Here is a 20792-nt window from a genome sequence, read left to right on the forward strand (position 1 = left end):
CTATCTAGTGGCTGCTGTGATTGAATGGCGCAAGGACAGGAGCTGTCGTCTTATGCGGCTTAGGAATAAGCCGCTGAGGGGCTAAATAGCATTTTCGCCGGTTTCACCCGTACGGATCCGAATCACCTGCTCTAAATCAGACACAAAAATTTTGCCGTCACCAATCTTACCGGTGTTAGCAGAATTAATAATGGCTTCAATGGTGGCATCAAGCTGTCCTTCGCCAACCGCGATCTCTAGCTTTAATTTGGGCAGGAAATCCACCACGTACTCAGCGCCCCGATACAGTTCAGTGTGACCGCGCTGACGGCCAAAGCCTTTGACTTCAGTCACCGTAATACCCTGCACGCCAATTTCAGACAGGGAAGAGCGCACGTCGTCCATTTTAAAGGGTTTAATAATAGCGGTAACCAGTTTCATGCAGAGTCTCTCTAGCAAATGGATGTGTGCCTATTATGGAGCTCGGAAGCTTGATGGCAAGTCTAATTAAAAAAGGGGCCCGAGGGCCCAAGTGTATAAGCGACTTAGCGTCGCATGCTCTATTTGAAGTTAACAAACTCGGGATAGGCTTCTAAGCCACACTCCGAAATATCGGCGCCCTCGTATTCCTCCTCCGCAGAGACCCGCAAGCCCATCACTTTTTTCAGTACAAACCACACCACAGAACTAGCCACAAAGACCCAGCTGAAGATCACCAAGGCGCCTAGCAGCTGCCCCATAAAGGTTGCGTCACTGTCTGACAGCAAGACTGCAAAGATCCCCCACAGGCCGGCGACACCGTGTACTGAAATGGCCCCTACTGGATCATCGATCTTCATTTTATCCAGCAGCAAGATGCTCGCCACCACGATCACCCCTCCGGCAGCACCGATCAAAGTCGCTAAGAGAGGCGTCGGGTCAGCAGGCTCAGCAGTAATTGACACTAACCCTGCCAGTGCACCGTTGAGCGCCATGGTTAAGTCGGCTTTACCAAACACCAGTCGCCCAAGCAGTAAGGCGCCAATCAAGCCACCGGCAGCAGCGGCATTGGTGTTTAAGAATACGTTCGCCACCTCGTTAGCCACTGAGATGCCGCCTAGTTTTAAGGTAGAGCCGCCATTAAAGCCGAACCAGCCCATCCATAAAATGAAGGTACCGAGGGTCGCCAGTGGCATATTGGCACCGGGTATCGCATTGATTGAACCGTCACTGCGGTACTTGCCGTTGCGAGCACCTACAAATAACACTCCAGAAAGAGCCGCAGCAGCGCCCGCTAAGTGCACAACCCCAGATCCAGCGTAATCAGAATAACCGAAACCACCCTCACCACTGAGCGACTTGTTCAGCAGCGGCACAAGCTTGCCACCCCAAGTCCAGCCCCCCTCAATGGGGTAGATAAAACCGGTCATTACAATGGCAAAGGCGAGAAATGCCCACAACTTCATACGCTCAGCGACCGCGCCTGAAACAATTGACATCGCGGTGGCGACAAACACCACTTGAAAGAAAAAATCTGAAGCGCCGGAGTACACAGAATCGCCGCCGAAACCAGCTGCAGCTGAATCTGCTAAGACCTGGCTTACGGCCGCTTCATCCATTTGCGCCACCGTGGTGACACCCGACAAAAACCAGCCGCCATCGTACATAAACTGATAGCCACAGACGAGATAGGCGGTACTTGCTATGGCAAACAATGCCACGTTTTTAGTTAAAATTTCGGTGGTGTTTTTAGCTCGTACTAAGCCTGCTTCGAGCATGGCAAAACCAGCGGCCATCCACATCACCAGCGCGCCGCAGACTAAGAAGTAAAAGGTATCGATAGCATACTGTAACTCGTAAATATTGTTTTCCATGAGGCTCAACTCTCTATTGTTGGATCTGCTAAGGTTTACACCGCGTCTTCGCCGGTCTCCCCGGTTCGAATACGAATGACCTGCTCAAGTGCGGTCACGAAGATCTTGCCGTCACCAATCTTGCCGGTATTGGCTGCCTTGCTAATGGCCCCAATGGTTTCATTGATCAGGCTATCTTTTATCGCCAGCTCAACTTTTACTTTGGGTAGAAAATCGACGACATACTCTGCGCCCCGATAAAGTTCGGTATGTCCCTTCTGACGACCGAAGCCTTTTACCTCGCTAACCGTAATCCCTTGAACCCCAATTTCAGATAGTGCTTCACGCACATCATCTAACTTAAAAGGCTTAATTATCGCCGTGATTAACTTCATGCATCCTCCTTACTTCCTGCGCTCAGCTTCAGTCCGCCTTGGCGCAGCCAGACTTCCCGCGCGTTTAAAAACTTTTTGACACGCTAAACACCAGAGAGTCGTCTCCCCAGTCTGTATCGAAGACCTCCTCTTGCTCTAAATCGCTACCGACATAAGCCAGTGTCCAGTCGACCTCCATCAGGGACGCTGTCACAGCAAGTGAATAATCCATGTAGCTATCTTCTGTTGTGGCTAAAAAGCCGCCACCTCGCTGTAGCTCGCTATAGCCAAGGTGAATATCCAGCGACCAAATTTCATTCAAGCTCAGGCTGTAGTCCGCGTAGTAATAGAGCAGCTCATCGCTACTGGCGTAGTAGTCGTCGGAGTAATTGATGCCGAGGGTGACGTCCTTATATGAGACCTTGGCATAGAGCTCCTGATAGTCGCCCTCAGCACCTTCATCACCGGGATAGTCATAGTAGATATAGCCTAGATCTAGACCCACAGCGCTAGCTGTCTCCATGCTCCAGCCCGCGTAATAATCCAGTTCTAAGGAACCATCAAAGCCTTCATTACTGTCAAAATCGACAGTAGATCCCCAAATGCCCACATAGAAGCCCGGCTCAAAGACCACATCGAAGCCCCCTTGTAGTGCACTGCTCTTGTTTGACTGTGAAATCCCGCGAAACCTGTAATCACTGGTCAAGGAAATGTTGGCACTGACTTGTGGCTCAGCCATCGCTAATGGGATGCCGTTCAGCAATGCTGCGGCAAGTGTTAAGGGCAGCAGTTTCTGCTTGTTCAACATATTTCAGGACTCCTAATCTGCTTATTCCGCCGCTAGCCCTCAGTGCTGGCTAGTGGCGGCGCAGAGCTATCTCTGCAGGCCTGAAAATGCATAGGCTGTGCCAAGTAATTTTTATATTCTTAAAATCAATAGCTTAAGATGGAATAGCGAGTAATCTTGAGATCAGAAAAGCCACCCCCAACAAGCTTTTGCCCCATTTCAGTGCAGCACAACTGTGCTCTGCACTGAAATGACCTGTGCTGCTGCAAAGAATTCATCTAGACTGCAAGGCGCAAGTGAAACACTGTAACTGGAAGGTAAAACATGGCACTGAAACCACCCCCTATCGGCGAAGTTATTCAGCAAATGAATCAGCTAGTAGGCAATAGCGGTATCAAAGGCGAAATGGATAAGGGTGCGCGCAGCTTAGCTCAGGCAGCGCTATCTCGGCTGGATCTTGTCAGCCGAGAAGAGTTTGATGCCCAGGCCGCGATCCTGCAGCGCACTCGAGCCAAAGTGAAAGCATTGGAAGTAGAGCTCGCGACACTGACTGCCGAGCTTGAGGCCCTAGAAAAAGCGCAATAGCGGCGCCACTCACAGCTCCGCTACCCGCTCATGGAAGAGCTATGGAACTGTCCCTTATCTACAGCCGTGCCTCAGCAGGTATCGAGGCACCACTGGTGCAAGTGGAAACCCACCTGGCCAACGGCCTGCCCGCTTTTAATATTGTCGGCTTACCAGAAACTGCGGTGCGCGAAAGTAAAGATCGGGTACGCTGCGCCATTCTCAATTCACACTTCCAATTTCCAGACCGGCGCATTACCGTCAACCTCGCCCCTGCTGAATTACCCAAAGAAGGCGGCCGCTTCGACTTAGCTATTGCCCTAGGCATACTGGCCGCATCCAAACAAATAGCTGATGAGTCACTGTCACATTATGAGTTTCTGGCAGAGCTGGCCCTAGATGGCTCGCTTAGAGCATCTCCCGCCGTTATCCCCGCGGCACAAGCTTGCACCGAAGCACAGCGCAGGCTGGTCTGCGCAAAGGAGGTTGCAACACTAGCCGCCCATGTACCGAACAGCCAAATTATTGCCCCAAGTGAGCTCTTGCGGCTCTGCGCTCACTTAAATGGCCAAGCGCCTTTAGAGCCCATAGCAAGCCCGGCAGCAGAAACCCAAGAGATAAACTACCCGGACCTTGCCGAGGTATACGGTCAAGCACAGGCCTGCCGCGCTCTAGAACTGGCCGCCAGTGGCGGCCACAACCTCTTGCTCTGCGGACCTCCGGGAACCGGCAAAACGCTTCTGGCGAGTCGTCTGCCTGGGCTGCTGCCCGACCTAAGTCCCCAAGAAGCCTTGAGCTGTGCAACGATCCACAGTTTGCAGCGCCAGCATATTGAACACTTATATCAACGCCCCTTTCGCCAGCCCCACCACAGTGCCAGTGCCGCCGCTCTGGTAGGCGGTGGTCGAAAGCCGCAGCCCGGAGAGATCTCCCTAGCCCACTGTGGCGTCTTGTTCCTAGATGAATTACCGGAATTTAATCGCCATGTACTCGAAGTGCTCCGGGAGCCACTAGAAGCGGGGGAAATCACCCTTTCTCGGGCCGAGTATAAGTTCACCTTCCCAGCGCGCTTTCAGCTGGTAGCAGCCATGAACCCCTGTCCCTGCGGCTATTTAGGCGACCGCGACAAAGCTTGCCGCTGCACTCCCGAACAAGTACAGCGCTATCATCAGCGCATCTCCGGCCCACTGCTAGACCGCATCGATTTACAGGTCAGTATGCAGCGGGTTCCAGCCGGCAGCGTGTTGCGCCAAGAGCAGCGCGGCGAACACTCAGCGCTCGTAAAGCAGCGGGTGGCTGAGTGTCGCGACCGGCAAATGCAGCGACAAGGCTGCAGCAACAGTGAACTGGCAGCTGAGGCCTTGCTGCAGCACTGCCAGCTTGGCGCCACTGAAATGAAAGATCTAGAACGCGCCGCCGACCGCCTGCAGCTATCCGTTCGCGCTTTGCATCGCTCCCTGCGGGTGGCGCGCACGCTGGCAGATATGTCTGCTGAGGCGCAAGTGCAGCGCTCGCATATCGCCGAAGCGCTGGCTTATCGCGAGCCTGCCGTCGGGCTTAGCTACGCATGAATTTACTTTGCACAATGCGAAAGCGTGAAGCCACAAAAGCCAAGTCGGTCAGACAGGCATTGCCGGCCGGATTTAAGCCAGTGACATGGTAATCAGAGTAGGCTGCCGCAAAGTTAATTGGCATAGCACTGAGGTTCACTGCCACCGAGGCTCCTGCCTGGTGGTAAGCCTCAACGGCACGCTCAACAAAGTCATCATCCACTGAGTAGACATGGGCAGTAATGGCACCGCAATCACGCGCATTGCCGGTCGCATCATCCAAACAATCCTGCGGTGAGTCATTGCTGATCACAAAAGACACCGGCCCAAACACCTCCTGGCGGTACCAGTCCCTATACGCTCGGGTGGCCGCAATGATCAATGGCGTAGCCGTTCGCGCAGCAGGGTATTCGGGATGTTGATAAGGCGCGGAATCCCGCAACAAGCGACCTTGCGCGAGCTCGCGGTAACGATCGATATTGGCTTGCACCTGTGGATCGAACAGGGTGCCACAGAGGGTGGCCGCACGCCGCCCATCCTCAAGCCAAAAGTCCACCGCTTCGCACAGTGCCTGCTGAACTTGTTCAAGCGGCACTTGTTTACCGGCCACTTTAATTCCCTGGGCTGGCAGATGGATATTTTGCACGCTGGTACACATTTGAGCGGAGGCCTGACACAGAGACTGTGCAATCGCCCGCGCCGTTAGCTGTAGGTCCTGGCAGGACTCTAAGACCACCGAATTGCATCCTGCCGTTTCAGTATAGACCTGTTTGCCAGGGCAGTTGCGCTCTAACCAAGTACCAAAACTTGGACTGCCGGTGAAGTCAATAATCGCCGTATCGGGGTGCTGAACCAGCGACAACGTAGCCGGTTGCTCGCGAGTATCCGCTGCTAGACTGACCAAGTTAGGATCAAAACCGGCCTCAGCCAAAACCTCTCGGCAGACTTGCACTACCATCGCCACCGGCAAAGTAGCCGCTGGATGGGCTTTGAGTACCACGGGATTACCGGTAGCCAAAGAGGCACACAGAGCTGGATAGGTATTCCACAGTGGAAAGGTCGCACAGCAGATAATGACGCCCACGCCGCGAGGCACTAGACGATAACGCTTGTCCAGCGAGGCTGCCCCATCAGCACCAAACTGCCGCTCCCAGTGCGCGGTGGCCGGCACATCAGCCATAGCCTTATGCGCATAAGCCAACGCTTCCAAGCCGCGGTCTAGGGCGTTGGCACCACTGCCGGCAAAGGCCATCACATAGGACTGACCAGAGGTGTGCATCGTTGCATGGGCATTTTCAAACAACTGGTCCCCACAACGCTGCAAAATTTCTAGGCACACGCCGACACGCTGCCGAGGTGTTGCCAAGGCCCAGGCCGGTCGAGCCCGGGCAATAGCTTCAAACAATGGGGCTGGGTCCATTTGCGGGTAGCGAATACCCAATGCCTCCCCGGTATAGGGCGACACTTCCTCACCCACTCGTGCGACTTCCCCCGGCTGCTCTAGTGGAAAGTCCCTATTGAGCAGCGACTCAAAGCGAGCTTTACCTGCAGCGGGCTTATCTGGCCCATGAATCCTTGTGCTGGGGCTCTCTGGCCAGCCGCTCCAAGAATAACGTCGAGCACATGCATCGAGCGCTTTAGTGAGTAAGTCATTATGCTGCTCAAACCAGTCTGTCATGGCATAGCCCCAGCTTGTGATCTTCAAGGGGCCTAACGATGCCACAGCATGGTCTGTTTATGCAATGAATAAAACTTAAGCAGCGCCCGAGACCTTAATCCGCTAGCGCCAGCGCTTGAATAGTAAAGGCCACTTGGTGAGCATGGACCTCTTCACCACAGTGGTCACAGACCACTCGGCCATGCAGGTTCTCAGCACAACGACTGTGCTCTAGCCGCATCGGCCGGCCTGCACCACTGGGGTCACACCATTTATCACCCCACTGCAGCAACGTGAGAAACCAAGGAAACAGATCCCAGCCTTTGTCAGTCAGGTGATAATCATGGCGCAGCGGACGGTACTGGTAGGGACGGGTTTCAAAAACCCCTTGCTCTACTAGAAAGCGCATGCGGTCAGCGAGAATATTGGTGGCAACTGGCAACTCACGGTGAAACTCATCAAAGCGATGCAAGCCATGAAAAGCCAATGCAATCACATTGGCTGTCCAGCGATCGCCAATTAAGTTCACTAGGTTACGGTATACACTGCGTGAGCTGGGCACATCATCGACCGACAGCGAGGAACGCCGACGAACTTTTTTATCGCGCAGATCACAGGTCGCGCCAGGCCCGGGGTAGTACAGCACTTCTTTGCCATCAACATCCGCATGACAATGCGCACACTCCATGCGCGGCGTGAAATGCTGCCCGCAACTGCGATGCAACAGGCGAACAGCTTGGATATCAGGGGTATTGAAATAGCGATCTTCCCAGACCACAGCCATCAAGGCATTGTGATACAGGTCCACCGACTTGCGAATCAGGTGATAAGTGGCATGTCGCGCACCACCCAGAGTGCGTTTTCGCAGACAGTCCTGCTCTTGTAGCCAGTTTAGGCGATTCGATAAGACCCCTCGAGACATACCGGTCTCGCGCAAAATAGCGCTAAAACTTGTGATACCCCAAAACACTTCCTGCAAGATCAGCAGACACCACTTATCACCGATCTGATCTAAGGCCCGGTTGATGGAGCTGGCTCTGGTAGTCAATTGCGACATATGTGGTCCACCTGAGAAAAGCCCTCATTGTGCACATAGCCAAACAAAAATTCAGCAAACTCATCAACTAAGACGGCGCCCCGCTCTAAAGCAGGGGCGCCGTTCAACTTAGAAGCTTTTAGTGAGTGTCACACCATAAGTGCGCGGGGGCATGTAGTACTCAGAAGTGACTCCAGTAGGGTCGACAATTTGGTTCGACAGCAGCAGTTCGTCAGTCAGGTTCTTGCCCCATAGATCAACCGTAAAGCTACTATCTGGACTGACCCAGCTAAGCCCTGCATCTAACAAGCCCAGTGATTCTTGAGTCTCGCGTTTGCGGTTCTGCGGCCCCATAAAGTAATCATCTTTCCAGCTATAGGTCAGAGAAAAATCCAGCTCCGAGCCATTACTTAGCGGCCAATTATAATTTCCGCTAAGGGTATAGGCCTGCTCGGGTGCGAAGGCTAAGTCATTGCCCGATAAATCGAGACCATTGGCATTGATAAACTTATCGTAGCTAGCGTCGTTCCAGCTGTAGCTAGCACTGAGTGTCAAATTTTGCGTTGGCACAATATCGAATGATGCTTCGACACCCTTAGACTTCGCTTGCGCGTTCAGCAAGACAAGAAGGTAGCGGCTATTCAACTCAAAGACCTGCAGGTCTTCGTAGTCCATATCGTAATAGGACAGGTTGAACTGCATGCGGTTATTCCACCAGCTGGACTTCAAACCGACTTCAATGTTGGTCACAAATTCAGGGTCTACTGGCTGGGCAGCGACTGAAGGCAAGTTAGTCTGGGATTGAAACGCACCACTTTTATAACCTTCTGAATAGGTGGCGTAGAGCATCAAGTCATTAGTGGGCTGATAGGCTAATGACAGCTTTTGAGTCACTTTAGACCAAGAGTCATCTGCCGACACTGGTGCTGGGAAGCTCGGCAGTATCAAAGGCACACCAGCCGGTGTGGTGCCAAGCAAATCGATCGCATTCTGGGTGATGTCTTTTTTGTCTTCGGCCCAGCGCAAACCATAGGTCAAAGTGAATTGATCGTTGATAATCCAATCCACTTGGCCGTAGGTCGCGATACTCTTGGTCTTATTATCCTGGGTAAATAACACATCACCAATGGCCGCTAAACCTAGGCCCTGAAGCAGCGAACTGTACTGGGTATAGAACTCTTCCTCCCGCTCTACCTTTTCTTCCATGTAAAACACACCAGCTAGCCAGTTAAAGCGCTCATTCGAACCGGCCAGACGAATCTCTTGAGACCACTGCGAAGCATCTTCTTCGGCTGCATCGATGACGTTTTCAGGGCCGGTAAAGGAACCTGGTGGTAGTGGTACCCCAGGGGGCGAAGGGGCGTCGAGGTCAATCAGGGGCAAGCCCGTTAAATCATCAATAGCTTTGTACTCACTGGCGCGCCAGGCAGTAATTGAAGTTAATGATGACCAGCCCATGTCGTACTCAAGGCGCGCCATTAAGCCACTCACTTCGCGCTTCTGACTCAAGTCAAACTGAGAGGCGCAGTTACGCTCATCGGCCCGGTAACGCTTTGACATAGCCCCTTCCCAAAAAGGCGCTAGTCCCGCTATGGCTTTGTCGAGGTTGGCCAAGTGGCGGCAGGCACCGTTGCTCTTATCGCTGGAATGGTCAGCGCCAAGCAGTAACTCAGCGTCATCGCCAATATCAAATAGTAACTGGCCACGCAGACTCCAGTTTTCTATGTCACCTATCGAGTCTCCGCCATTAGCAGCACCGATCGTGCGCTTAATAATTCTACTGTTTGATAAATCGCCGGCAGTGGCCACCTCCCCAGGAGTGATCACGTTTTTGTCAAAACCGTCGCGCTCGCGCCAAGAGAACACTAACTTGCCCGCGGCGCTATCGCTCAGGGGACCACTCGCCAAACCCTGCAAGTGCAATAAGCTGTTGCTGCCAATGGAGCCACGCAAACGCAATTCTTTTTCTTCAGAAGGCCTTGAGGTGACCATGTTAATGGCGCCACCATTGGTGTTCTTACCATAGAGTGTGCCCTGAGGGCCGCGCAGTATTTCAATCCGCTCTAAGTCGAACAAGTCAAAACCCACTCCGCCAGTGCGCCCGATATACACTTCATCGAGGAACATGCCCACTGCAGGGTCAGAGGCCGCCGAATCAGAGCTGTTGCCAATACCGCGGATATAAATACGAGGTTCACCCACGTTGAACTGACTAAAGCTCACGCCCGGTGTGCGAAAAGCGATGTCATTCAAGCCTTCGATTTTGCCCACTTCAATATCACTACCCGCTAGAGCCACTACCGAAAGGGGCACCTCTTGAATGCTTTGGGCACGCTTTTCTGCGGTGACCACCACCTCCTCAAGTTGCGGTGCCGCTACTGCAGTGGATTGAAATGCCAGCGCTAAAGGTAATAACGCAAAGGCAGGAATAACTGCCAGATGTTTAGGGTGGGTCATAGAAGCCTCACTATCTATTATGTGTAATTAATTTTTAGGCTAGTAATCCAGCGTCAAAGCAAGCTGCCAAGCTCATTCAACTTATTGCGTACAAATCTTCTCCAGGGGCCCAGGCCGCGTGAAAACCAAAGGGCACACGATGTGGTAATTTCACTTTCGCTACGGGGCCGGCCTCTATATCTGCAGCATCAAATACCAAACAGTATGACTGCCAAGTATTGCTGTCTGTGGTCAGCGTAATGACATAGCCGTCGTCTTCAGCAGAATCGCTGGTCGCACCTATACGGGGTGCATATACCGCTTCGTTACCAAATACGCCCTTGCCATAATCCCACTGCCAGCGCCGACCACTTTCATTGTCATATTTAACTAAGCCAGTAAAACGCAAGGTGTAGCCACCTTCGTGGTGCAGAGGGATGCGCTGGTGATAGGCGTAACGGCTCTTAATACCCATATATAAGGGATTGGTTTTATTGAACTCGGTATTGAGGTCATCGATATCACCCTCGCGGACCTCGCCAGTGCGCAAGTTGAAGCGCCAGCGATAGTTATTCGCCTCGAGGCGCATGTAAGCCAACATACTGGCTAACTCACCTTCACCGGGCTGTGCTTGTGGCATCGGATTAGTCGAGCGACAGCCGTCCATAATCAACCAATCACCCTCTTCCCAGCAGTTGCTAGTGTGCAAGATGTAACAGGGCTCACACTCAAACCAGCGCACTTCTTGACCTGTACCGTGGCGTGGGATGATGCCAAAGCGGGTCGGGATATCTCGGTGAAAAGTGAGTACGCGGTAGCCGTGCTGGCGCAGCACATTGACATCGTGGAAAAACGGTAGGTCATGCAGAATCGTGTAATTGCGGCTGACCCCAATATCGTGGGGTAGTCGCGGCCCAGGCAGTTCAATTTCCACCTCGTGCTGCAGCTCACCGCGGGCATTGGCCACTCCGTAAGTCATATAAGGCGGCTGATCGCCGTAATCAAAAAACAGTAGCTCACCGCTGTTCATATCTACTTTGGAGTGCGCAGACATACGCCGCTGCGGCCTAGCAGACAAATCGAAGTAGCCTTTGGTAGAGAGATCCCCTGCGTCCACTCGATAGGGATCTCCGGCGTTGTACCACAGGCTCATTAAATCGCCGTTGTAAAAGAACACATCGGTATTGGAGGTGTCTTTAATGCCAAAGGGAGACAAGTTGTAATCAAAGGGGCCCATGACCCCGGGCGATACGGAGAAACCATCAGCCAGCTCCTTGCGCAAGGCCAATGTATCGACATAGCGATTGCGGTAAGTCGCAGTGCCATCGCGAAAATAAACGCCGTGAATCATGCCATCGCCATCGAAGGGGTGATACCGGTTCTTCGGTTGATGGATTGGGTTGGGGCCATTGCGAAAGTAGGCGCCACTGAGATCCTTCGGCAACTCACCTTCCACTGCCAAGCCACTGACATCTAGCTCATTAACTGTCGGCGCATACACGCCGTGCAGATAAGGATTGTCTAAACCATAGATCCAGGGCTGGGTATCAGCAAACTCAGTGACCCCGCCAATGCATAGCTCTACCGAGGGAAACTCTGTGATGTTGCGAAGCGATTGCATGGACATCTCCCGTCTATCACTGCTTTCTCGCAGACTTAGTTTTATTACGCAAGCAATGCAGGCACAAGTCTTTCCCAGGGATAAAACTTGCACGACTGCTAAGCAGCTTATAGTCTGTTTACAAAAGTGACAAGTTCTTTTGCGCGCGCTTCACTGCACCCCAACACAACTCGGTGAAGCACAGCAAGACCCAGCAGGAACTCGACCATTCAAAAGCAACTAAGCGCCTTGCCATCGGAAAAACGCTGGGCTACCATTTTGGTCTTTTAATAAAAGTAATAGGTGTTCAGGCTATGCCAGAACGGCTTGCGAAGCTTCGCATTCCCGCCTTTCAAGCGCCGATGTTCCTGCTGTCTGGACCAGAGATGGTAATTGCCAGTTGCAAGGCGGGTATCGTAGGCAGCTTCCCCTCTATGAATGCGCGCAGCAGTGCTGATTTGGAGTCCTGGCTGAAACAAATCACCTCCGCCCTTACTCCCAGCGATGCACCCTGGGCGATAAACGTGATGATGCATCGCTCCAATATACGACGCGACGACGATTTAGCTCTAGCACGCAAGTACCAAGCGCCGATCGTCATTTCCGCCTTGGGAAGCCCCAAAGATGCCGTAAAAAGCGTGCACAGCTACGGTGGTAAGATCTATGCCGACGTCATCAATGTCAGCTTTGCCCAAAAAGCTATTGCCGCTGGTGTTGACGGCTTAGTACTTGTCGCCGCAGGCGCTGGCGGCCACACTGGCCAACTATCGGCCTTTGCCTTCGTCGAAGAAGTGCGCCGTTTTTGGAGTGGCCCCATCGTTCTCGGGGGCGGCATTTCCTCGGGCCGTGCTATTCGCGCCGCCGAAGTACTCGGAGCTAATTACGCTTATTTAGGCACTCGCTTTATCGCCAGCCAAGAAAGTATGGCGGTAGATGACTATAAACAAATGGTCATTGAGGCCAGTGCTGAAGATATTATTTGCTCCGACGCCCTCACCGGCGTCAAGGCCAACTGGCTGCGCAACAGTCTGCTGCAAGCTGGCTATGACCCCAGCAACATGCCCGACCCCGGCGCCATAGACATCACCCGCTCTGCCAGCGATGCCAAACGCTGGCGCGACGTATGGGCCGCCGGACAAGGAGTTGGCGCTATCGATGCTTTAATGCCCATTGCTGATCTGGTCGAGCAACTTAGCCGTGAATATCAAGCCGCCTGCGAGGGCCCATAACATGCAAACCAGCTCAGCAGAACGTATTCGCGACCTGACCGAGCAAGGCTTTTGGGGCAGTGACACGCTGCATAGCCTGCTCGCCTCTTGGGTAAAGAAAGCGCCAGAACGCTTAGCGCTTGCGGACCAGCCTAACAAAGCCGAACTCTGCGGCCTGCCCGCCCAGCGACTCAGCTTTGCCGAGCTGCAACAGTTTAGCGATCAGCTGGCTACAGAATTACTGCAACAGGGTATCGGCGCAGATGACCGCCTACTTGTGCAGCTGCCCAATATCAGCGAGCTAGTGGCCTGCTACTATGCTTGCAGCAAAATCGGCGCCATTATTTCACCAATTCCAGTCCAGTACGGCGCTCATGAGCTAAAACAGTTTGCTGACGAACTACAGCCTGCCGCCGTCATTACACTCAGCGACTTCCGCGGCCAAGACCTAGCAGCTCAAGCCCGTGAAGCGCTGCCTAACTACCCCGTGTGGGCACTTGGCGAAGACTTTGCTGCGGCAGGTCCGGGCCATGTATTTGACCCCGAGCCACTGGCCAAACACTTACAACAGCAGCGCTCTGACGCTAACGATATCGTAACCATCTGCTGGACTTCTGGCACCACCGGCAGCCCCAAAGGGGTACCGCGCTCACATAACATGTGGCTATCTATCGCTGAGTACACCATGGCCGCCGGTGACTACCGAGAAGGCGAAATACTGCTAGCTCCTTTTCCACTGATCAACATGGCTGCTATCGGTGGATTTTTATTTCCCTCAGCCTTACTCGGCTGCTCCTTAATTTTGCATCACCCGATGGACCCGCCGCTCTACCTACGCCAGCTACAAGAAGAGGCGGTCACATTTACCATCGCACCACCAGCACTGCTCAATCAACTAGCACAGCAAACACAGCTCTGGGAGCAGTGTGACTTTAGCTCACTGCGTGCCTTCGGTTCAGGCTCGGTTCCTTTGTCGCCATCCATGATTGAAAAAATCGAAGGGCAATACGGCAAAGCCATCATTAACTTTTATGGTTCTAATGAGGGTATCAGCCTCTTTTCTACGCCAGCTACCGCCCCTAGCCCCGAGTATCGCGCCACCATGTTCCCAAGATTGGGGGTGGCTGGCATGCCTTGGCAGGACCGCGCCCACACAGCTACTACCACCCGGGTGATCGACCCTGAAAGTGGCCAAGAAATTACCACTGCAGGAGTTCCCGGCGAACTTTGCATCGCAGGACCGGCTGTATTTGATGGCTACCTAAACCATAACGGCGCAGGGGTGTTTACACCCGAGGGATTATTTCGCACTGGTGACCTAGTGGAGATATGCGGTGAACCGCCGAACTACTACCGCATCGTCGGGCGCTGTAAAGACATCATCAATCGCGGCGGTATGAAAATTTCACCGAGCGAGATCGACACATTACTGGAGGGCCACCCCGACCTAGCCGAGGCCGCGGTCTGCGCTTACCCCGACCCGGTGCTGGAGGAAAGGGTCTGCGCCTGCATTGTGCCGGCAGCCGGTCGCGAGGCGCCCGATCTAGAGGCTTTATGCGCATGGCTGCTAGAACGTGGCATAGCCAAATTCAAACTACCTGAACGACTGGAAGTACTTGATGCCCTGCCCCGCAATCCGGTGGGCAAAGTCGTTCGAGGACAATTACAAGCTGTGGTGATGGCCCCAGGAGAAAACTCGTGAGTACTGTCTACATACTGGGCGGCGCCCAAACTGATTTCGCCCGCAACTGGGCCCGCGAAGGCCTCGAAATTTACGACATGTTCGCCGAGGTGCTGCAAGCAGGAGTGGCCGACGCCAATATCGAGCCCGAACAAATTGATGTTGGCCACGTAGGTAATTTTGTTGGCGACCTATTTAGCCGCCAAGGCTTGATCGGGGGATTCTTTGCCGAGGTATACCCTGAACTGAATGGCATAGCTAGCTCAAGGCATGAGGCAGCCTGCGCCTCTGGCTCCATGGCTATGCTGGCAGCGATGCGTGACATCGAAGCTGGACACTACCACTGCGCTGCCGTGGTGGGTTTGGAGATGATGCGCAATGTCGATGGTAAAACGGGCGCCGAATACCTCGGTGCTGCTGCATGGCAAGGCCACGAAGCCACCGACTGCGACTTCCCTTGGCCCCACCTCTTTGATCGCATCACTGAGGAGTATGACCAACGCTATGGCCTACGCAGTGAACACCTAGCGCGGATCGCGGAAATCAATTTCGCCAATGCCAAAAATAATAGCCTGGCGCAAAGCCGTAACTGGCAGTTCCCCCCGGGCTGCTTCAGTGAAGACGATCAATTAAACCCAGTGATTGAAGGCCGGGTACGGAAAATGGATTGTGGCCAGATCACCGATGGCGCGGCCTGTGTAATACTCGCCTCAGAAACTGTCGCCGCTCAACATGCCACCCGCAATGGCTTAAAGCTTGCAGATATACCCCGCATCAAAGGCTGGGGGCACCGCTCAGCACCGATTTTGCTAGAGCACAAGCTGCAGCTCAGCCAAGGTCAACCGCTGATTTTCCCCCATGTCCACGACACACTGCAGGACGCTTTGCAGCGTGCCAAATTCAAGGCAGTCACTGACCTAGACGGGCTCGAAACCCACGACTGCTTTTCGGTCACTGAATACATGGCCATAGATCACAGTGGATTAACCGCTCCCGGCGAAAGCTGGAAGGCCATCGAAGAAGGTCGCATCACTACCGATGGCGACTTCCCGATCAATCCCAGTGGCGGACTCATCGGTCTGGGCCACCCAGTGGGTGCCACGGGAGTCCGCATGGCGCTGGATTGTGCTCGACAAGTGAGCGGTCGCGCCCAGGGCTACCAACTCGCCAAGGCGCGCAATATGGCCACCTTTAACCTCGGTGGCAGCGCCACCACTTGCGCCAGTTTGATCATTGGAGTGGGAGCATGAATGAGGCGCTAATTTACGACGCTATCCGCAGCCCACGGGGTCGCGCTAAAGACAGTGGCGGCTTACACAATTTAACCCCGCAAGAACTGCTGTCACAGCTCTATGCAGCACTTGCTGAGCGCAGTGGCTACAGCCCCAAACAAATCGATGATGTGATATTGGGTTGCGCCACCCAGCACGGCGAGCAGGCCGGCAATATTGCCAAGAGCTCTACCCTCTATGCTGGCTGGCCGCAGTGGGTGCCGGGTATGACCATTAACCGCTATTGCTCCTCGGGCATCGATGCAGTGGCATTGGCCGGCCTCAAAGTGCAAGCTGGCGCCAGCGCTGTCATTGCTGGCGGGGTGGAAATGATGTCTCGGGTGCCCATGCTGTCAGATGATGCTCGAGCATTTAAAGACCCCGCTTTTGCTGCCCGCTGCCAAATGCTCATGATGGGCAATGGAGCAGATTTAATTGCCAGTCTGCAGGGTGTTAGTCGCGAACAAGCAGATGCGATCGCCATAGCTAGCCAGCGACGCGCCGCACAAGCCAGAGAGGCCGGTTATTTCAGCTCTATCATTCCCATCACCCTAAGCGATGGCACAGTCTGTGAGCAAGACGAGTGCATTCGCCCCGCCACCACTGAACAAGACTTAGCCGCTATGGCGCCAGTCTTTGCCTCAGCGGGTGCCGCCGGCGTCGATGCCTACCAACTCGCTGCTCATCCAAGGCTTAAAGAAATTAGCCACATCCACACCGCGGGTAACTCCCCGGCCATGGCAGATGGGGCCGCGGTCGTGCTCGTCGCTGGGCAGCGCTTTGCTCAAGCTACGGGCCGCAAAGCCCGGGCTAAAATTGTAGCGAGTAACACCGTAGCCGCCGATCCAACTCAAGTACTAAGTGGCTGCGTCGAAGCGGTGCGAGCACTACTGGCAAGAGAAAAGCTACAAGCAGCGGATATCGACCTGTTTGAAATTCACGAGGCCTTCGCCGCCACCTCTGTGATGGCCATGCAGGAACTGCATATCAGTGAAGACAAGCTCAACGTCAACGGTGGTGTTATTGCACTAGGGCACCCAATGGGTGCTACTGGGGCAATGATGCTTGGCAGCTTACTAGATGAACTCGAGCGCCGTAATTTACAGCGCGGAATAGTTTCCGCAGCGGGTGCTGCCGGCAGCGGCAGTGCGCTCTTGATTGAGCGGCTCGACTGAGGCCAAGCTCAAACGCTTAGCAAGATTAAATGCGCAGGCTAAAACAACAAGGCGGCCGAGTGGGCCGCCTTGTTGCTATCACACTAAAGCAACAGCAGTGCTTATTTAAAGGTCTCGCCGCTTTGCGCCATATCCAATAGCAGCTGCGGCGGTTCAAAAGCCTCACCATAGCGCTCGGCCAGTTCTGCAGCGCGCTCAGCAAAGGCCTGCAGGCCATAGGCGTTAACGCACTGATAGACACCACCTGTATGAGGTGGGAAGCCAATACCCATGATGGAACCAATATTGCCATCGGCTACGCTACCGATAATACCTTCCTCCTTGATGCGGATGGCCTCCAACACCGGCGCAAACAACAGTCGGTCGCGCACATCCTGGAAAGGAATATCAGTGTAACCCTGTGGCGCAAAGGCCTCTTTGAGCCCCGGCCAAGTGGTGGTTTTTTTGCCTTTCTCATTGTAGTCGTAGAAACCGGCACCACTTTGCTGCCCGATTCGCTTGTGGTCTTCAACCATCACTCGGATGACCTCTGACTCTGCGGCCATGCTGTAGGTTTCGCCACGCGCCTCAATATCTGCGCGCGTTTGATTCATGGCATGGTAGGCAGTTTCAATAGAAATGCTATCAAGTGTTTCCAGCGGGCCCATCGGAGAGCCATTAAATGCTGCGGCATTTTCTATCAGCGAAGGATTCACGCCCTCGGCCAACATACGCTGCCCCTGGGTGATGGTTTGACCGATCACACGCGTGGTGAAAAAGCCCGGTGCATCTTTTACCACAATGGGCTTTTTGCCCAGCTGTTGACTCAGGTCAAAGGCCAGGGCCAAAGCCTCGTCTGAGGTTTTGGCGCCGGTGATAATCTCGACCAGCGGCATGCGCTCGGCCGGCGAGAAAAAGTGCATACCGATAAAGTTCTGTGGCCGCACTGAGGCCTCAGCCAACTCGGTGATCGGCAAGGCCGAGGTATTACTGGCAAAGATCGCAGTGTCTTTCAGTGCCGCTTCGGTTTCTTTGGTAACCGCCGCTTTAACGCCGCGATCTTCAAAGACCGCCTCAATCACTAGCTCGCAGTCGGCCAAGTCATTGACGTCTCCGGTGGGATGAATCCTAGCTAAGATACTCTCTGCCGCTTTTTCATCAATGCGACGATCGCGCTCACAAGCTTTAACTGCGTAGGCTTTACCCTTCTCTGCTCGCTCTTGATCGAGATCTTTAAGCACCACTTCGATGCCCACTTTAGCGGCATTAAAGGCAATACCAGCGCCCATTACCCCGGCACCAAGGATGCCCAAGCGCTTAATTTTCTTCTTCTCAATACCGGCGGGGCGCGAGGCACCAGCATCCAGTTCGTTCATTTGCACAAAGAAGGCCGTCATCATGTTGCGCGATACTTGATCCAACAACAGCCGCTGGAAATAACGCGCTTCAATTATGTGTGCGGTGTCGTAATCCACTCTCGCGGTGTCTACGACCGCAGCAAAAATCACCTGCTGCGCTGGCATATTGCCGCGAGTCTGGTTCATCACGTTGACTGGACCAAAATAGGTCAAGCCTTGCGCCGATGGATCATCGGGACCACCGCCGGGCAAAGTGTAGCCCTCTTCTTCCCAGGGCTGGCGCGCATCCGGATTGGCCTTAATCCACTCTTTAGCGCGGCGCGCCATAGCTTCTTCATCGGCAGCCAGCTCGTGAATGAGCCCGGCTTCCAAAGCTCGTGCAGCACGCAAGCGCTTGCCCTGAGCAATCAGTGGCAGGGCCTTTTCCATGCCCAGCAGGCGCACCAATCGCACTACACCACCGGCCCCTGGCATAAGGCCTAGCATGGCCTCGGGCAAACCAATTTGTACCTTGTCGCTATCCAAGGCGATGCGGTAGTGACAGGCCAACGCAATCTCATAGCCGCCACCCAGTGCCGCGCCATTGATGCCGACCACGATTGGCACACCCAGGGCTTCCAGTCGGCGCAGGGGCTCCTTGCTTTGCAACAGAGACTCAAACATCTCCTGCCGCTCTTTCGGCGCTGGGTTGAGATCCATCTCCAGCATTTGGGTGATGTCACCGCCGGCAAAAAACTGGCCGGGCTTGCCACTGCGAATGTAAATACCCGTGATGGAGTCTCGACGCGACTCTAGATCGTCCAAGGCCTTAGGCATCGCCTCGGCGTATTCATCGCCCATCACGTTGACCGACTTACCTTTCTGGTCGAAGATAAATTCCACGATGCCATCGGCATCCTGCTTAATCGTTATATAACTCATAATCTGTCTGCTCGCTCTGTCCTACTGAGGTGGGCTTAAACCCGCTCGATGATCGTGGCGATACCAATGCCGCCGCCTGCGCACAAGGTTACCAATGCGGTGTTGAGGTCACGTCGCTCTAGTTCATCCAAAGCGCTACCCAGAATCATCGCCCCTGTAGCTCCAATCGGGTGGCCCATGGCAATGGCCCCACCATTGACGTTCAAACGATCATCGGGAATGTCCATCAAACGCTGGTAACGCAGCACCACCGAAGCAAAAGCTTCGTTGAGCTCGAACAAATCGATATCGGCAACGTCCATGCTCGCCAGCGCTAGCGCTTTGCGGGAAGCCGGCGCCGGACCACCCAACATCAGCGTGGGCTCAGTACCGGTCAGGGCACAGGCGCGAATTCGAGCGCGGGGCTTGAGGCCCTGCGCTTCACCCGCTTGGCGGTTGCCCAACAACACCAGCGAGGCGCCATCGACAACCCCAGAGCTATTACCTGGGGTGTGAATACAAGTCACCTTTTCTACTTCGGGATACTTAAACTTCAGAAACTCACCGTGACCATACTGCTCAAACATAGTGAACGAAGGCTTAAGACCCGCCAGATCATCCATCGTGGTGGGGCGAATCAGTTCGTCCTTATCGAGCACGGTGACGCCATTAAGGTCGCGCACCGGCACCACACTGCGATCAAAATGCCCCGCATCTCTGGCAGCAGCAGCGCGGCGCTGTGATTCACAGGCGTAGCGATCCACATCTTCACGGGTGAAACCATCGAGCTGAGCCATTAGATCCGCTGCCAAGCCCTGGGAAATCCCAAAGCTCTGCATTGCCACCCAAGGGTCACCGGCAGCCGCGCCGCTAGCGCCAATACCGAGCCGAGACATACTCTCGACGCCACCTGCCATGCCCATGGACTCCATGCCTGACATGATTTTCATCGCTACGGTATTAACGGCATCCAGGCCGCCGGCGCAGTAGCGATGCAACTGGGCACCTACTGTCTGATCTGACCAACCGCGATAAACCAGCGCCGACTTGGCAATATTTTGACCCTGCTCTTTGACCGGCTCACCGGTGGCAAGCAACAGGTCTTCAACCGCTGCCTGGTCAAATTGATTGCGCTCTTGCATCGCATCTAGCAGCGTTGCTACTAAATCAATGGGTTTAACTTCGTAAAGACCACCGCCGGGTTTGCCTTTACCCCGAGGGGTACGGATGGCGTCGTAAATGAATGCGTCCTGAGTCATGGAATCCTCTTGCGATTTAAGTTGGCGCGGCTAAAAATGCACATGTGTAACCCGATAACATACCGCAGCCTGAGTCTAGCTCAAGCTTTGCCAAACAATAATCGGGGCACTGTCTGGTCAATTAAACTGCGCTGGGAACTAGCCCT

At 54.1% G+C, this 20792-nt stretch carries 16 protein-coding genes; 6 read left to right on the forward strand and 10 right to left on the reverse strand.

The window, feature by feature from the left end:
• Positions 1–81: 81 nt before the first annotated feature.
• The 4 genes from H2508_RS09240 to H2508_RS09255 form a co-directional block, all read right to left on the reverse strand.
• The gene (locus tag H2508_RS09240; protein ID WP_182172242.1) at positions 82–420 is read right to left on the reverse strand and encodes a P-II family nitrogen regulator; all 339 of its coding nucleotides are present in this window, start codon (positions 418–420) and stop codon (positions 82–84) included.
• Positions 421–539: 119 nt separating this feature from the next.
• Complete coding sequence (locus tag H2508_RS09245; RefSeq protein ID WP_182172245.1) at positions 540–1832, reverse strand: ammonium transporter; 1293 nt, start codon at positions 1830–1832, stop codon at positions 540–542.
• Positions 1833–1867: 35 nt separating this feature from the next.
• Complete coding sequence (gene glnK, locus H2508_RS09250) at positions 1868–2206, reverse strand: P-II family nitrogen regulator (protein ID WP_182172248.1); 339 nt, start codon at positions 2204–2206, stop codon at positions 1868–1870.
• A gap of 64 nt (positions 2207–2270) precedes the next feature.
• The gene (locus H2508_RS09255; RefSeq protein WP_182172251.1) at positions 2271–2993 is read right to left on the reverse strand and encodes a TorF family putative porin; all 723 of its coding nucleotides are present in this window, start codon (positions 2991–2993) and stop codon (positions 2271–2273) included.
• A gap of 303 nt (positions 2994–3296) precedes the next feature.
• Between H2508_RS09255 and H2508_RS09260 the strand changes: the two genes are divergently transcribed.
• Both H2508_RS09260 and H2508_RS09265 read left to right on the forward strand, forming a co-directional pair.
• On the forward strand, positions 3297–3557 hold the full coding sequence (locus H2508_RS09260; protein ID WP_182172254.1) for an accessory factor UbiK family protein: 261 nt from the start codon (positions 3297–3299) through the stop codon (positions 3555–3557).
• A 41-nt stretch (positions 3558–3598) separates the two neighbouring features.
• Positions 3599–5107, forward strand: a complete 1509-nt coding sequence (locus H2508_RS09265) for a YifB family Mg chelatase-like AAA ATPase (RefSeq protein WP_182172257.1) — start codon at positions 3599–3601, stop codon at positions 5105–5107.
• Here H2508_RS09265 and paaN read toward each other — a convergent pair.
• The 4 genes from paaN to H2508_RS09285 form a co-directional block, all read right to left on the reverse strand.
• Entirely contained in the window at positions 5094–6764 is a 1671-nt protein-coding gene (gene paaN / locus H2508_RS09270) for a phenylacetic acid degradation protein PaaN (protein ID WP_182172260.1), read from the reverse strand. The two genes, H2508_RS09265 and paaN, sit on opposite strands and share 14 nt — an antisense overlap.
• A gap of 94 nt (positions 6765–6858) precedes the next feature.
• Positions 6859–7800: a winged helix-turn-helix transcriptional regulator gene (locus tag H2508_RS09275; protein WP_182172263.1), complete on the reverse strand. Its 942-nt coding sequence runs from the start codon at positions 7798–7800 to the stop codon at positions 6859–6861.
• Positions 7801–7908: 108 nt separating this feature from the next.
• A complete protein-coding gene (locus H2508_RS09280) occupies positions 7909–10236 on the reverse strand; it encodes a TonB-dependent receptor (RefSeq protein WP_182172266.1) in 2328 nt (775 codons plus the stop codon).
• 76 nt (positions 10237–10312) lie between these two features.
• Positions 10313–11836 (reverse strand): carotenoid oxygenase family protein, encoded by a 1524-nt coding sequence (locus H2508_RS09285; RefSeq protein ID WP_182172269.1) that lies wholly within the window; start codon positions 11834–11836, stop codon positions 10313–10315.
• Between the two features lie 293 nt (positions 11837–12129).
• Between H2508_RS09285 and H2508_RS09290 the strand changes: the two genes are divergently transcribed.
• Genes H2508_RS09290 through H2508_RS09305 form a run of 4 tightly spaced genes read left to right on the forward strand, consistent with a single transcriptional unit; the run spans position 12130 to position 17150 of the window.
• On the forward strand, positions 12130–13044 hold the full coding sequence (locus H2508_RS09290) for an NAD(P)H-dependent flavin oxidoreductase (RefSeq protein WP_182172272.1): 915 nt from the start codon (positions 12130–12132) through the stop codon (positions 13042–13044).
• Position 13045: 1 nt separating this feature from the next.
• On the forward strand, positions 13046–14725 hold the full coding sequence (locus H2508_RS09295; protein ID WP_182172275.1) for a class I adenylate-forming enzyme family protein: 1680 nt from the start codon (positions 13046–13048) through the stop codon (positions 14723–14725).
• A complete protein-coding gene (locus H2508_RS09300; RefSeq protein WP_182172278.1) occupies positions 14722–15954 on the forward strand; it encodes an acetyl-CoA acetyltransferase in 1233 nt (410 codons plus the stop codon). Before H2508_RS09295 ends, H2508_RS09300 begins: the two co-directional genes overlap by 4 nt.
• Positions 15951–17150: an acetyl-CoA C-acyltransferase gene (locus tag H2508_RS09305; RefSeq protein ID WP_182172281.1), complete on the forward strand. Its 1200-nt coding sequence runs from the start codon at positions 15951–15953 to the stop codon at positions 17148–17150. The genes H2508_RS09300 and H2508_RS09305 overlap by 4 nt, the downstream gene beginning before the upstream one ends.
• A 101-nt stretch (positions 17151–17251) precedes the next feature.
• Here the strand turns inward: H2508_RS09305 and H2508_RS09310 are convergent, their stop codons facing one another.
• Together H2508_RS09310 and H2508_RS09315 are read right to left on the reverse strand one after the other, a co-directional pair.
• Complete coding sequence (locus tag H2508_RS09310) at positions 17252–19408, reverse strand: 3-hydroxyacyl-CoA dehydrogenase NAD-binding domain-containing protein (protein ID WP_182172284.1); 2157 nt, start codon at positions 19406–19408, stop codon at positions 17252–17254.
• Positions 19409–19443: 35 nt separating this feature from the next.
• Positions 19444–20646, reverse strand: coding sequence for an acetyl-CoA C-acetyltransferase (locus H2508_RS09315; protein WP_182172287.1), 1203 nt, complete (start codon positions 20644–20646; stop codon positions 19444–19446).
• Positions 20647–20792 lie beyond the last annotated feature (146 nt).

Source organism: Sediminihaliea albiluteola, assembly GCF_014077625.1.
Classification (GTDB): domain Bacteria; phylum Pseudomonadota; class Gammaproteobacteria; order Pseudomonadales; family Halieaceae; genus Sediminihaliea; species Sediminihaliea albiluteola.